The 13,893-nt window shown below is 54.7% G+C and carries 15 protein-coding genes; 7 read left to right on the plus strand and 8 right to left on the minus strand.

Annotated elements, in window-relative coordinates; translation table 11 throughout:
* Positions 1-2: 2 nt before the first annotated feature.
* The 4 genes from RHI63_RS12220 to RHI63_RS12235 are packed head-to-tail and all read right to left on the minus strand — an operon-like array spanning position 3 to position 2,421.
* Positions 3-263 (minus strand): hypothetical protein, encoded by a 261-nt coding sequence (locus RHI63_RS12220; RefSeq protein WP_181495024.1) that lies wholly within the window; start codon positions 261-263, stop codon positions 3-5.
* A complete protein-coding gene (locus RHI63_RS12225; RefSeq protein WP_206200391.1) occupies positions 260-649 on the minus strand; it encodes a Na+/H+ antiporter subunit E in 390 nt (129 codons plus the stop codon). The genes RHI63_RS12220 and RHI63_RS12225 overlap by 4 nt, the downstream gene beginning before the upstream one ends.
* Positions 646-2,070, minus strand: coding sequence for a cation:proton antiporter (locus tag RHI63_RS12230; RefSeq protein ID WP_310800274.1), 1,425 nt, complete (start codon positions 2,068-2,070; stop codon positions 646-648). The genes RHI63_RS12225 and RHI63_RS12230 overlap by 4 nt, the downstream gene beginning before the upstream one ends.
* Positions 2,071-2,079: 9 nt before the next feature.
* Positions 2,080-2,421: a cation:proton antiporter subunit C gene (locus tag RHI63_RS12235; protein WP_149819866.1), complete on the minus strand. Its 342-nt coding sequence runs from the start codon at positions 2,419-2,421 to the stop codon at positions 2,080-2,082.
* 311 nt (positions 2,422-2,732) lie between these two features.
* On the opposite strand from RHI63_RS12235, the gene RHI63_RS12240 reads away from it, so the two are divergent.
* From RHI63_RS12240 to RHI63_RS12260, 5 genes are all read left to right on the plus strand, one after another.
* Complete coding sequence (locus RHI63_RS12240) at positions 2,733-4,334, plus strand: NAD(P)H-quinone oxidoreductase subunit 4 (protein ID WP_206200393.1); 1,602 nt, start codon at positions 2,733-2,735, stop codon at positions 4,332-4,334.
* Between the two features lie 127 nt (positions 4,335-4,461).
* Positions 4,462-4,689: a Calvin cycle protein CP12 gene (locus RHI63_RS12245; RefSeq protein WP_011057657.1), complete on the plus strand. Its 228-nt coding sequence runs from the start codon at positions 4,462-4,464 to the stop codon at positions 4,687-4,689.
* A gap of 11 nt (positions 4,690-4,700) precedes the next feature.
* Positions 4,701-5,558 (plus strand): fructosamine kinase family protein, encoded by an 858-nt coding sequence (locus RHI63_RS12250; protein ID WP_310821643.1) that lies wholly within the window; start codon positions 4,701-4,703, stop codon positions 5,556-5,558.
* Positions 5,559-5,690: 132 nt separating this feature from the next.
* A complete protein-coding gene (gene lepB / locus RHI63_RS12255; protein ID WP_225901585.1) occupies positions 5,691-6,338 on the plus strand; it encodes a signal peptidase I in 648 nt (215 codons plus the stop codon).
* Positions 6,335-8,074 carry an FAD-dependent oxidoreductase gene (locus RHI63_RS12260; protein ID WP_310743117.1) on the plus strand — a complete coding sequence of 580 codons (1,740 nt, stop codon included), beginning with the start codon at positions 6,335-6,337 and terminating at the stop codon, positions 8,072-8,074. Before lepB ends, RHI63_RS12260 begins: the two co-directional genes overlap by 4 nt.
* Here RHI63_RS12260 and RHI63_RS12265 read toward each other — a convergent pair.
* From RHI63_RS12265 to rpsN, 3 genes are all read right to left on the minus strand, one after another.
* Positions 8,071-9,708 carry an acetolactate synthase large subunit gene (locus RHI63_RS12265; RefSeq protein ID WP_206200397.1) on the minus strand — a complete coding sequence of 546 codons (1,638 nt, stop codon included), beginning with the start codon at positions 9,706-9,708 and terminating at the stop codon, positions 8,071-8,073. The two genes, RHI63_RS12260 and RHI63_RS12265, sit on opposite strands and share 4 nt — an antisense overlap.
* 86 nt (positions 9,709-9,794) lie before the next feature.
* Positions 9,795-10,082 carry a 4a-hydroxytetrahydrobiopterin dehydratase gene (locus tag RHI63_RS12270; RefSeq protein WP_206200398.1) on the minus strand — a complete coding sequence of 96 codons (288 nt, stop codon included), beginning with the start codon at positions 10,080-10,082 and terminating at the stop codon, positions 9,795-9,797.
* A gap of 43 nt (positions 10,083-10,125) precedes the next feature.
* The gene (gene rpsN, locus RHI63_RS12275) at positions 10,126-10,428 is read right to left on the minus strand and encodes a 30S ribosomal protein S14 (RefSeq protein ID WP_011057663.1); all 303 of its coding nucleotides are present in this window, start codon (positions 10,426-10,428) and stop codon (positions 10,126-10,128) included.
* 98 nt (positions 10,429-10,526) lie between these two features.
* On the opposite strand from rpsN, the gene cysS reads away from it, so the two are divergent.
* Together cysS and pyrE are read left to right on the plus strand one after the other, a co-directional pair.
* The gene (cysS, locus tag RHI63_RS12280; protein ID WP_302678434.1) at positions 10,527-11,993 is read left to right on the plus strand and encodes a cysteine--tRNA ligase; all 1,467 of its coding nucleotides are present in this window, start codon (positions 10,527-10,529) and stop codon (positions 11,991-11,993) included.
* Between the two features lie 14 nt (positions 11,994-12,007).
* Positions 12,008-12,577 (plus strand): orotate phosphoribosyltransferase, encoded by a 570-nt coding sequence (gene pyrE / locus RHI63_RS12285; protein WP_302677386.1) that lies wholly within the window; start codon positions 12,008-12,010, stop codon positions 12,575-12,577.
* On the opposite strand, the gene purB is transcribed toward pyrE, so the two are convergent.
* Positions 12,574-13,869, minus strand: coding sequence for an adenylosuccinate lyase (gene purB / locus RHI63_RS12290; protein WP_310821644.1), 1,296 nt, complete (start codon positions 13,867-13,869; stop codon positions 12,574-12,576). The genes pyrE and purB overlap by 4 nt on opposite strands.
* Between the last annotated feature and the right edge of the window lie 24 nt (positions 13,870-13,893).

Consider the following 13,893-nt stretch of genomic DNA (forward strand, 5'->3'; position numbering starts at 1 on the left):
CCCTAAAGATTGGCGACATCCCGTAGTCGCCGCAGAATCTGCGCCAAGAGCATCAGGGCACCATTGCCCACACTAAGGATGATCACCCCCACAATGCCAATCATCCAATCATCCCGCTGCACCGACACCAGCAAGATCATAATGGCTGCCTTTGTGGCAATACTGGCAAAGGCCAACATCTTCGACCAGATGTGCTCCCCCTTCCAAGCAGCATAGAGGGGAATGCCCAGAATCAACAGCATGATGACTAAAAAGGCGGTCATTTTTCGGGTCTGTGCTCCACTAGTTGATGCACTTCAAACCAGCCCTCCTCGTCGTAGTGCAGCACGATCGTCTTGGGGGTGAAGGTAATCGTAAAAATATCCAGAAAAATCAGACCGGGGGCACGGGTAGGATCAACGGGTTCACGGACGATCGCTTCATGACGATGGGGACGCACCATCATTTCAATTGTCTCAAAGTAGGCACGGGGAACAGCCATCGCCACTTTTCCTAGGGTACTCAGCCACTGCCGCAGTGTTGCCACACCCCCTCGCCCTTGGGGCAGCAGGAGCGAAACCAAAATCCCAATCGCCAGATTGACCAAGCCAAAGTCCGCCGTCAGCAGTAGCCAAATCGTCAGGCGCAGGGCAAAGTTCAAATAATTCATAGCGCTAACCCCACCAAGCCAAGTAAGAGTAACAGCATCACCCCTAGAAGATGCTCTAGGCGCTCCCAAGCCCCTCGCCAAGCGGATTCCCAGCGGGAGACCCCCAAGGCCACTAGGCCACACCCCACCAAGGGCGGCAAAAAGGCGCGTAACAAACTCATGCCACTACTGTAGGCTTCCATGTAGCCGGCATTGGCCAGAAATAGCCCACCCAAGAGCACCATTGTGGCGGCACTATAGCCCATAGGGGTCTTGCTGGGATAGCGGGGCAAAAAGAGGAATTTGCTGTAAATTGTGGCGGTCAAAAAGCCAGCACCATAGAGCAGTCCCTGCTGCCACGGGTCAAGGTAACTCAGGGTCAAGGCCTTAGCGGGGAATCCAGCAAGGAAGGGCACACCGATAATGCCATAACCGGCAATAATCAGGGCGATCGCCACTGGGCGCGGCAGACCCTCTTGGCGCAATTCACTAAGACGATAGTGGCACAGTTCCCCCACACTCAAAAAAAGACTTGCCTTGGCTAAGCCGTGCATCAGAGCATACAAACCCGCTGCCGGTGGGGCAATGATCACCCATCCTAGGTGGCCAAGGGTACTAAAGCTGAGCATCCGTCGTACATCATCGGCCACCAAGGCAAATATTGAGCCAAAAAAGATCGAGGCGAGGGCAAACAGCTGCACAATATCGGCAATGTTGCTATGGAGCAGACTGACGCGAGCAAGGCTAAACACCCCAGCATTTTCGACAATGCCGGCCAGGAGAGCAGCAACAATGGGAGCAGCAACGACGTTAGTTTGGGGCAACCAAAGCCCACTAATGAAAATGGCGCCCTTGGCCAACAATGCCATCAAAATCAGCGCCACAGCCTCTGGCGGTGCCTGCATCAGGGCACTAAAGGCAAAGGTATGGTTTGTCTGATAGACGAGCGCCACCCCCATTAGATAAAAGAGCATGGCCACGTTGCTCACCATCAGGTAGCGTAGGCCAATCCAGAGGGGGCGATCGCTACGGGGATAGGCAATCAACAAAAAGACAACAATCCCCAGCACCTCAATATTGACGTAGAGACTGAGGAAATCCGCTGAAATAAAGACGGTGTTGGCACAGCCGTGGAGCAGACACAGCAGCACATAGAAGAACGCTTTATAACCCTCCTGCCACGTATGTAACAGTGCTGCCAAAATGACGAGGGCATTGGTGACAATAAAGTAGCCACTGAGGGGGTCAATGCTCAGGGAAATGCCAAAGCTATCGAGAAGGACAAACGCAGTGTTGACTTGGTTAATGGTGATGCCTAAGCCGACACAGAGGGAAACAAGGGCGATCGCCAGCGGCAGACCCCGCGCTAAGGAGGGCAATAAGTAAAGCGTTAAACCCGCCACAAAGGGCAACAAAATCCAAGCGATCGCCAGCGCCGTCATTGCCGCTCCCTACAGGTACTTTTGATCAATTTCTGGGGTTTCCAACGTCGGGTTATCCCGCGCTAGCTTCATTGCTGCCACCAGCATCAGCGTTTGAATCGAAAGGCCAATCACGATCGCGGTTAAAATCACGGCTTGGGGTACGGGGTCGGCATAGGCAGCATCAAAGGCTCCGCCACGGGCAATGGGCGTGACCAGACCACTGTGGGTGGCAATGACCACAAACAAAGCCACTACGCCGGTGCTCATGACATCCATCGTCACAATCTTCATTAGCAGGTTTTTCTTGACGATCGTTGCTAGAAACCCGACGAGGATAGTGACAAAAACACTGGCTTCCAAGAAAATCATGAGACCCCACCCCAGACACTCTGGTATTTAGAACAAACTGTAACATTCTGCTTTGCCGTTACACCTTGCCTGTTGCTATAAAACTGCACCGCCGCAACCAACGGTGAGGAACCTTAAGCCCGTCAACCCCCATCTTAACTTTATTCAGATCAATATTAATTCTTTATAGAATAGATTTTTGTCAATAGAAGTGCCACAAACTTTATAATTTAGAAAAATGCTTAACAATTTGCAACATTTGGTAAATAGGTATATATTCTTATTCAGATACTTGAACAGAGTACTGGACTCGTCCCTTGGGGGGTTGTCTGATGAATGTCCAATTTCCTTGGCTGACTGTACTAACACTGCTGCCTTTAGTGGCAGCCTTTTTCATTCCCGTATTGCCCGACCGTGAGGGGAAGACAGTCCGCTGGTATGCCCTAGCGATCGCCCTCCTCGAATTTGGCCTCTCGGCAATGGTTTTCTGGCAGCACTACGATGTCCAATCCGCCCAGATCCAAATGGTGGAAACCGTGCCTTGGCTGCCGCAAATCGGCCTGAACTGGTCCCTAGCGGTTGATGGCCTTGCCGTCCCCCTGATGTTGCTGACGGGTCTGGTCAACACAGTGGCAATCTTTGCGGCTTGGCAAGTAAAGCAGAAGCCGCGTTTATTTTATTTCCTGATGCTGGCGCTCTACAGTGCCCAAATTGGCGTCTTTGCCGCCCAAGACCTCATCCTCTTCTTCCTGATTTGGGAATTGGAACTGGTGCCCGTCTATCTACTCATTTCCATCTGGGGGGGAGCCAAACGCCAATACGCCGCTACAAAATTCATCCTCTACACTGCCGTTGGTTCCCTCTTTATCCTCATTGCTGGCCTCGGGATGGCCTTCTATGGGGGGGACTTTACGCTCAGCATGGCGGCCTTGGGTCTCAAGGACTATCCCTTGGCGCTGGAACTGCTGGCCTATGGTGGTTTCCTGATTGCCTTTGGTGTCAAGCTGCCGATTTTCCCGCTACACACTTGGTTACCCGATGCCCATGGTGAAGCCTCGGCGCCCGTGTCAATGGTGCTGGCAGGCGTGCTCTTGAAAATGGGGGGCTATGGCCTGATTCGCTTCAACCTGCAAATGTTGCCGGATGCCCACATCTACTTTGCCCCTGTTCTGATTGCCCTTGGGGTCGTGAATATTGTCTATGGTGCCCTGACTGCTTTTGGCCAAGAAAACCTGAAGCGGCGGCTGGCCTACTCCTCGATTTCCCACATGGGCTTTGTGCTGCTGGGCATTGGTGCCCTCAATGGCATTGGTCTCAATGGGGCGATGCTGCAAATGCTTTCCCACGGTTTGATTGCGGCTGTTCTCTTCTTCTTGGCCGGGGTGACCTACGATCGCACCCACACATTGGCCATGGCAAAAATGAGCGGGATTGCCCAATCCATGCCGAAAACCTTTGCCCTCTTTACTGCCGGCTCTATGGCTTCGCTGGCGCTGCCCGGTATGAGTGGTTTTGTCAGTGAACTGACGGTCTTTTTGGGCTTGACCAACAGTGATGCCTACTCCACGACCTTCAAAGTGGGGGTGATTTTCCTTGCCGCTGTTGGGGTGATTATTACGCCCGTCTATCTGCTCTCGATGGTGCGCCGTGTCTTTACGGGCAAACAAGCGGGCGATATGTTTGACAAACTGCTGTTGGACATCAATCCCCGTGAAACCTTCATTGCCCTGTCCCTGTTGGTGCCGATTATTGCCGTGGGGATGTATCCCAAGCTAGCCACCCAAACCTACGATGTGACCACGGCAGCGATCGCTAGCCATGTCCATGCGGCTCTGCCGGCGGTAGCGCAGCACCATCTGCCCCTCTATGCCCAACTGACCCAATCCGCCCCCAGCCTAGTCAGTGAAGCAACCGTTGCCGACAGTACCCTCTAGGGGTGAGAAGTGGGGATGCACCGTCTCCAACTGGCAGTTCAGGGCATTCATTGCTAGAGTGGAGTAACGGCATTCCTGCCCTTGGGCAGATTGCATAAACTGAATACGGTGATTCAATAAAGGCTCTATGAGTAATCTCGAGAAACAAATTGAACAAGCCCGCGAGGAAGCCCACAAAATCTGTGATACCGAAGGGGCAACCTCTGGACAGTGTGCCGCCGCTTGGGATGCCCTTGAGGAACTGCAAGCGGAAGCTGCCCACCAACGCGCTGAGCAGCAAGATCACAAAACCTCCTTCCAGCAGTACTGTGATGACAACCCTGATGCTGCTGAGTGCCGCATTTACGACGACTAAGGGTTGAGGGTGTGGGTCGCTGGCAACAGTTGTGGGATCAATTTGCCGCAGCGACGGGTCAGCGGCTCCATGAGGGTAAAGCCCTTGCGGTAGGGGGCGGCAGTATCAACACCACCTATGTGTGGCAACATCCTGAGCAACCCCTCTTTGTTAAATTCAATCGCCCTGAACGGCAGGCCATGTTTGCTGCCGAAGCCAATGCCCTGCGGGCGATCGCCAAGGTTCAAGCGATTCGCGTTCCCCTTCCCCTGCTATGGGGAGTGGTTGAGGACGCGAGTTTTTTAGTGTTGGAATACTTGCCCCTCACCAGTGCCGGAGATTGGTGGCAAATGGGGGTAGAGCTGGCACAGTTGCACCTCAAGGGCACTGGCGATCGCTATGGCTGGTCGGAGAATAACACCATTGGTGCCACTCCTCAAATCAACCCTTGGTCAGACAACTGGGGGGAGTTTTTCCGCGATGCTCGCCTGCGTTATCAGTTTGATCTGGCTCGCCGTCGGGGTGGACACTTTCCCAAGGCGGAGCAGCTCCTAGCAGCCATTCCAGAACTCCTGAACCATGAGCCAACCCCTACCCTAGTGCACGGCGATCTCTGGTCGGGAAATGCTGCCTTTTGTCGTACGGGGGAACCCGTCATTTTCGACCCCGCCAGTTACTATGGCGATCGCGAGGTGGACTTGGCCATGAGTGAACTCTTTGGTGGCTTTCCTGCGGCCTTTTATGAGGGCTACAACGCCACCTATCCCTTAGCGGCTGGCTATAGGCAACGGAAAACCATCTACAACCTGTACCACATCCTCAATCACTTCAATCTCTTTGGCGGCAGTTATGGGACTCAAGCCCAGTACATGATTGAGCAGATCCTTTAACTACAAGCTGCCCTGTGGAACAGAACATTTGCCAAAGCACTCTAAAATCAAACAGTGCTCCCTCGCCTCACATCCCTGTAGTATCGTGGAGTGCATGGCTTCAATTTTTGAGTGTTTGCGAGATTCCTTCCTATGTCCGATGGCAAACTGCCACCCACAAATGCTTCTACCCCTGAATCAGTGACAGCCAAGGCCGAAAAGACGACAGAACCTTGGTGGCTGGAGATGGCCAAAACCTTGGGGCTGGCTGCTCTCTTGGCTTTTGGTATTCGTACCTTTGTAGCAGAAGCGCGCTATATCCCCACCGGCTCGATGGAAGAAACCCTGCTGATTAACGATCGCCTGATTATTGAAAAGATCAGCTACTATTTCCATGCCCCTCATCGCGGCGACATTATTGTTTTCAATCCAACTCCGGCCTTGCAACAGGCAGGCTTTCGTGATGCCTTTATCAAGCGGGTGGTGGGCTTGCCTGGGGATCGCGTGGAACTCCGCCAAGGGCGCGTCTATATCAACAATCAACCCCTACCCGAACCCTATCTAGCTCCCTCGACATTGACCTCCGTCGATACCTGTGCCGGTATTCAGCCCTATCTGGCTCAACCGCAGGTGATTCCTGCCAACAGCTACTTGGTCTTGGGGGATAACCGCAATAACAGCTTTGATGGCCGCTGCTGGGGCGTGGTACCGCGCAATTACATTATTGGTCGTGCGGCGATTCGCTTTTGGCCCCCCGATCGTTGGGGGTTGATTACCGATCCCAAGGAACCGCAACAGTGAGGCAAACCCTGCGCACCGAGGTACTCGTTGTGGGTGGTGGCACAGGGGGGGTAGCTGCTGCTTTAACGGCGGCTCGTATGGGAGCGCAAACGGTGCTGGTCAGTGAAACGCCGTGGCTAGGGGGCATGCTCACCAGTGCTGGGGTGGCGGCGCCCGATGGCAATGAACTCATGGCGTGGCAAACCGGGCTGTGGGGTGAGTTTCTGCGGGCGATCGCCCAACGCCAAGTGGGGGGGCTAGATCATGCTTGGGTGAGTTTTTTTACCTTTGAGCCAAAGGTCGCCGCTGATCTTTTTGCCGAGTGGGTCAAGGCAACCCCCAACCTGACGTGGCTTGTCGGTGAACTTCCCCAAGCGGTTTTGCGCCAAGGCGATCGCGTCCTCGGGGTGGAATTGACCACCCTCACCCTCCATGCCCAAATCACGATTGACGCCACAGAACTCGGGGATCTCCTTGCCTTGGGGGAAATTCCCCATCGCTGGGGGTGGGAGTGGCAGGCAGACACCCAAGAACCCTCAGCCCCCCCAGCACCCACAGCCTTGACTCAAACCTATCCCGTTCAAGCCCCCACATGGATTGTCGTTTTACAGGACTACGGTGAGGGTGCCACTGCCCCAGAGATTCCCCCTTCTCCCCTTTGGGATGAGCACAAGTTTAACGGTGCTTGGGCAGGCTATGACCCGCTGCACTTTCTCAACTATGGCCGCCTGCCGGGAAACCGCTTTATGCTCAACTGGCCGCAGCAGGGGAATGACTATGGGGTGGGTCTGGAACGGCTGATTGGCTCTGCCCAAGAGCGACAGGCCTTTTGTCAAGAGGCACGCTGGCACGCCCAGGATTTTGCCCGTTATGTGCAGCAACAGTTGGGTCGCCGCTATGGTTTAGCGGAGGATACCTTTCCCCAATTCCCCAGACAGCTAGGGGGGGGAGCCTATGCCCTCCATCCCTATTACCGCGAAAGTCGGCGCCTGATGGGTGTCACCACAATTCACGAGCAGGATATTCTCCCCACTGCGCCACCGCCCGTTGATGCCCAAGGTCACTACACGGGCATTGCCATCGGCAACTATCCGAACGATCACCACTATCCGGGGATGGAACTCCCCCTTGTCCCTAAGTCCATTCGTTGGGGCGGTCGTTGGACGGGGACGCCCTTCGTGATTCCCTATACGTCGTTGATTCCCCAGACGGTAGAGGGCTTTCTAGTGGCAGAGAAAAATATCTCGGTAACCCATATTGCCAATGGTGCCACTCGCTTGCAACCGCTGGTAATGGGCATTGGACAGGGGGCAGGGTGGCTAGCCGCCACAGCCATTCGCCAAGGGAAATCGCTGCACCAACTGGTGGGCACCCTTGATCTGAAGCCCCTGATTCAGGAGTGCCGACAGGCAATCTTTCCCTTCTTTAACCTGCCGCCGCAACATCCCGAATGGGAAGCTTGGCAACTCCAGACACTCAATACATTTGATCCCACAGTTCCCCTACCGCCGACGGTGGCGATCGCCCAACCGACACCCATGATCGTGAGCGCCGGCATGCAAACGGTTAGCGGCGAATTTGTGAAACTAGGGGAACAGGCGTATCAACTCCGCACGGATCAGTGGTCTTGGCCTTTGGTAACACTCCACCCCACCGTCAACGAGCAACTGCAAACCTATCAAAGTGGGCAGCGAATCACAGTAACGGGGTTTATGAACCCCTACGCCCCTTGGATTCGGGTGGCGTGCGTGGCCTAAGTTTCGCAGCTTAGCTCCCCAAGGCGTTGATTAAAACGCAGATTCTCACTGTAGTCCACGGGGACATCAATAATGCTGGGCACAGACTGCGCAAGGGCAGTTTTCAACGTTGGGATAAAATCAGCGGTGGCTTCAATGCGATACCCCTTGAGTCCCATGCTCTCGGCCAACTTGACAAAGTCCGGGTTACCAAAGTGGACATAGGCAGATTCACCAAAGTAGCGCTGCTGCTTCCACTCGATGAGGCCATAGCCGCCGTCATTAAAGACGATGGTTGTAAAGTTGGTTCCTATGCGCAGCGCGGTTTCCAGTTCTTGGCAATTCATCATGAAGCCGCCATCGCCGGTGACTGCCACCACATGCCGCTGCGGATAGACTAATTTCGCCGCTATTGCCCCTGGTACGGCAATCCCCATTGCGGCAAAGCCATTGGAAATCAGGCAGGTATTGGGGCGATCGCAATGGTAGTGACGGGCAATCCACATCTTGTGGGCACCCACATCAGAAATGACGATATCCTCTGGCCCCATGACTTGACGCAGGTCGTAGATGAGCTTTTGCGGCTTGACGGGAAAACTCTCATCTTGGGCATATTGGCAGTAGTCAGCCACAATGTCTTGGCGCAGTTGCACGGCATAGGGGGTGGGCTTATCTTGGCGATCGGCCCGCTTGAGAATTTCATAGAGGGAATCAGAAATATCTCCCACCACCTCAATCACAGGAATATAGCTGCTGTCAATTTCGGCATGGGTGGCCGCAATATGGATAATGGGCAAGCGGCCATCGGGGTTCCAGCTTTTCGGGGAATACTCAATCAAGTCATAGCCAACGGCAATCACTAAGTCAGCATGATCAAAGCCGCAGCTAATGTAATCCCGCTGCTGGAGTCCCACCGTCCACAGGGCAAGGGAGTGCTGATAGGGAATGACCCCTTTACCCATGAAGGTATTGGCCACGGGGATATTCAGCTTTTCGGCAAAATGGGTGAGGGCAGCGGCAGCGTGGGCACGAATAGCGCCATTCCCCACTAAGATCAGGGGGTTCTCAGCAGCATTGATCAGTTCAGCGGCCTTGAGAATGCTCTGGAACGAGGCATAGGTTTTTTCGGGCGGGCTAGGCTTGAGGGGATAGCCCTCAGCTTCCATGGCGGCAATGTTTTCGGGCACATCAATGTGAACCGCCCCTGGCTTTTCATTCTGGGCAATCTTAAAGGCCTTGCGGACAATTTCTGGCGTAATGCTGGGGCGGACAATCTGGGCATTCCATTTGGTTACCGGGCTAAACATGGCCACCAAGTCCAGATATTGGTGGGACTCGATGTGCATGCGATCGGTGCCTACCTGCCCTGTAATGGCCACAAGAGGAGCACCATCGAGGTTAGCATCGGCAACACCGGTCATTAAATTCGTAGCACCGGGACCGAGAGTAGAAAGACATACCCCCGCTTTGCCGGTGAGACGACCATAGACATCGGCCATAAAGGCCGCCCCTTGTTCATGGCGGGTGGTGATAAATTGAATGGGGGAGCGCCGCAGCGCTTGCAGGACATCAAGATTTTCTTCCCCCGGCAGACCAAAAATGTATTCTACGCCTTCATTTTCAAGGCATTTCACGAGTAATTCGGCGGTGTTCATAAGGATGGGCGATCGCGGGCACTACTCCCTATCGTAGTTCTGTCTTTTTCGCCCAATCCTTAAATATTGGCAAATGCTGACGAAAGTTATGCCGCGGCCAGATCGGAGATCACCTTGGCCAGATCAATGTCCTTTTGGGTAATGCCGCCGGCATCATGCGTCGTAAGGCAGACCGTCACCCGATTCCAAGAAATGGATAAATCAGGGTGATGTCCGGCCTGCTCAGCGGGATCTACCAGACGATTGACAAAGGCAATGGAGCCAAGAAAATCCTTGAAAACAAATGTTTGCTCAAGGCGATCGCCCGCCAATTTCCAGCCCGCTAGGTTTGCTAGTTGTGCCTCAATATCGGCTGGAGAGAGTCGCTCTGCCATGGTTGTGCCTCAACCCTATTAGCTCTAGGGTAGCAGAGGCAATTTACCAACTGGACTTGACCACCCCCGGCAGCAACCCTTGGTGAGCCATTTCCCGCAGGGCATTGCGGCAGAGGCCAAAATCACGATAATAACCACGAGGACGACCTGTCAACCAGCAGCGATTCCGTAGCCGCGAAGGGGCACTATTGCGGGGCAACCGTTGCAGTTGACGATGGATGCTCATGATCTCTTCTTGGGTTTCGGCGCTGGCCAGTTGAGCCTTGAGTTCTTGGCGTTTGCTGGCGTATTTAGCAACAAGCCGTTGCCGCTTTTTTTCCCGTTCGATCATGCTTTTTTTGGCCATGGGGGTGTGTTTGTCCTCGATAATGATGAATTTGGTATCCTATATCCTATCAAAGAGCGATTTGCTGCTGCAACTGTTGATCCTTGCGGGGTGTTTCTGTGCCCTTACATCTGTACAACACACTGTCTCGCCGCCTTGAACCCTTCTCGCCCCTGCACCCAGAGCGGGTGACGATCTATGCCTGTGGTGTCACGGTGTATGACTACTGCCATTTGGGGCACGCCCGTTCCTATGTGGCTTGGGATGTGCTGCGCCGCTATCTCACGTTCTTGGGCTACGTGGTGCACTATGTGCAAAATTTTACCGATATTGATGACAAGATTTTGCGCCGCGCCCATGAAAACGGCGAGACGATGGCCACAGTGAGCGATCGCTACATTGCCGCCTACCACGAGGACATGGCGGCCTTGAATATCCTACCTGCCACTGCTTATCCCCGCGCGACAGAGGTGATTCCAGAAATTATTCACCTCATTCAAGGGCTACTGGATCGCGGCTATGCCTACGTGGCCGGCGGGGATGTTTACTATGCCGTGGCACAATTTCCCAGCTATGGCAAGCTCTCCGGGCGCCAGCTTGAGCAACTCATGGCCGGTGCCAGTGGCCGCATTGAGGAAGAGGAGGAGCAGCGCAAACGCCATCCCCTTGATTTTGCCCTCTGGAAAGCCGCAAAGCCGGAGGAAATGGCTGTTTATGACCCGTGGGAAGCCCCTTGGGGTAAAGGGCGCCCCGGCTGGCACATTGAATGCTCGGCAATGGTGCGACAGGCCTTTGGGGCAACGGTGGATATTCATTGCGGTGGCATGGATTTAATTTTCCCCCACCACGAGAATGAAATTGCCCAATCGGAGGCGGTGACGCAACAGCCCCTAGCCCGATTTTGGCTCCACAACGGCTTTGTTACCGTCAACACTGAGAAAATGTCCAAGTCCTTGGGGAATTTCACAACCATTCGTGATCTGCTGGCTCAGGGGGTGGATGCCATGGCCTTGCGCCTGTTGGTTTTGCAGGCTCAGTACCGCAAACCCTTGGACTTTACGCCAGAGGCACTGACCGCCGCTGCCAAGGGCTGGCAAACCCTGAAGGAGGCGCTACAGCTCAATCGGCAGCTCTCCCTGCCCGTCATTGATCCAGAGGGGGTCAAAGCTCACCCCAGTACCCAAGCCTTTTGTCAAGCTATGGATGAGGACTTGAACACCGCAGCAGCTCTAGCGGTCATCTTTGAACTGGCCAAAGTCCTGAATCGTGAGCAGCATCGCTATCTCCACGGGGGAGACTGGGGGCGATCGCCCGCTGAAATCAGCCGCGACTGGCACACCCTAGTCACTCTTGCTCAGGTTTTGGGTCTAGAGGCAAAAGCAGAGGCACAAGCTGCGTCAACGGTTGGCCTAACCGATGAGGAGATTCGAGAGTTAATTGCTGCTCGCACCGCTGCCCGCCAAGCCAAGAACTATGCGGAGAGCGATCGCCTGCGGGATCTCCTTTTGGCTCAAGGGGTCAAACTCGTGGATCAAAAGGACGGCACCACCCATTGGTTTCGCGTGCCCGCTGGCTCAACCCCCTAACTGTGGAGAACACTATGCACGATTCCCTTGCTGACCTGCGTCAGGAACTCTTGGCGCTGCTGTGCCGCGATGCCTACCGTGCCGGCGAGTTTATCCTTTCCTCTGGCCAAAAAAGCCACTACTACATCAACTGCAAACCCGTGACCCTATCAGCGCGGGGCGCTTACCTTGTGGGGCGGCTCTTCTTGGCGCAGTTAGCCCCTGAAGCGGTGGCGGTGGCGGGTCTCACCCTTGGGGCGGATCCCTTGGTGGTGGCAGTGAGCGTGCTCTCCAATGTGCACGGGCAGGATCGGGCAGCGCTGATTGTGCGCAAGGAAGCCAAAGGCCACGGCACGATGAGCTTTATTGAAGGTCCCCCCTTGCCCCAAGGGGCGGTGGTCACGGTGCTTGAGGATGTGATCACGACGGGGGGGTCTGCCCTCAAGGCGGTGCTGCGGCTCCAAGAGGCAGGCTATGTGGTCAATGAGGTTCTGGCCATTGTCGATCGCCAAGCGGGCGGGGAAGCTGCCTTTGCCGCTCAAGGAATACCCCTGCGATCGCTCTTTCGGATTAGCGACCTCGAAGCCTACCTCAATGCGGTCTAAATTCCCAACCGCTGGTAAATTTCCTCGAGGTGCTTGAGGTGATGTTCAGGGTTAAAGCAGGCCTCGAGTTCCTCTGGTGTCAGGTAGCGCTGAATCTCTGGATCCCCTTTGAGGTTGGCAGCAAAGTCACCGTTGGGTTGATTCCACGCGGCATGGGCATGTTTTTGCACCAAGGCATAGGCAGCTTCGCGACTCAGCCCCTTCTCCACCAGCGCCAAGAGCACCCGCTGACTAAAGATGACACCGCCGTAGCAGTTCATATTGCGGCGCATATTTTCGGGATAGACCTGCAGCGTTTGCACCAAGTCAGTCATTTCCACCAGCATAAAGTGGGCAAGGATGGAGCTATCGGGCAAAATCACCCGTTCCACCGCACTGTGAGAAATATCCCGCTCATGCCAGAGGGCAACATTTTCAAGGGCAGCCAAAGCATTCCCCCGCAGCACCCGCGCTAGACCGGTCAGTCGTTCGGAACGAATGGGATTGCGTTTGTGGGGCATCGCAGAGGAGCCTTTTTGTCCCTTCGAGAAGAATTCCTCGACTTCAAGGACATCGGTGCGCTGAAGATTGCGAATCTCAACAGCAAAGCGCTCGAGGCTGGCTCCCAAGAGGGCAAGGGTTTGGGTATAGTCGGCATGGCGATCGCGGGAAATCACCTGTGTTGAAGCGGTATCGGGTTGGAGACCGAGTTTTTGGCAGGCGATCGCCTCCACCCGCGGATCCACATTGGCATAGGTGCCCACTGCCCCCGAAATTTTGCCTACGGCCACGGTGCGCTGCAATTGGCACAGGCGATCGCGATGGCGCAGCAATTCCGCCAGCCAACCCGCGAGTTTGAACCCAAAGGTAATGGGTTCGGCATGAATCCCATGACTGCGTCCCACCATCACCGTATAGCGATGTTCTTGGGCACGGTGGCGTACTGCCTGAATGAGCTGCTCCAACTGCTCTTGAATCAGCGTCAGACTGGCCACCAATTGCAGGGCTAAACCGGTGTCGAGGACATCGGAACTGGTCAAGCCAAGGTGAATATAGCGGCCGGCATCGCCAACATGTTCGTTGACATTGGTGAGGAAGGCAATGACATCGTGCTTTACCTCTGCCTCAATTTCCAGCACCCGTTGGGGGTCAAACTTGGCCTTGGCTTTGATTTCAGCAACGGCGTCAGCAGGAATATGCCCCAGTTCGGCTTGGGCTTCGCAGACCGCAATCTCAACATCCAGCCAAGTTTTGAATTTGTAGGCATCCGTCCAGAGATTCCCCATTGGGGCAAGGGTATAGCGTTCGATCATGGGCGTATGTATCTCTAAGGGTGA

The sequence above is a fragment of the Thermosynechococcus sp. GLH187 genome, assembly GCF_031583395.1.
In the GTDB taxonomy this organism is placed as follows: Bacteria; Cyanobacteriota; Cyanobacteriia; order Thermosynechococcales; family Thermosynechococcaceae; genus Thermosynechococcus.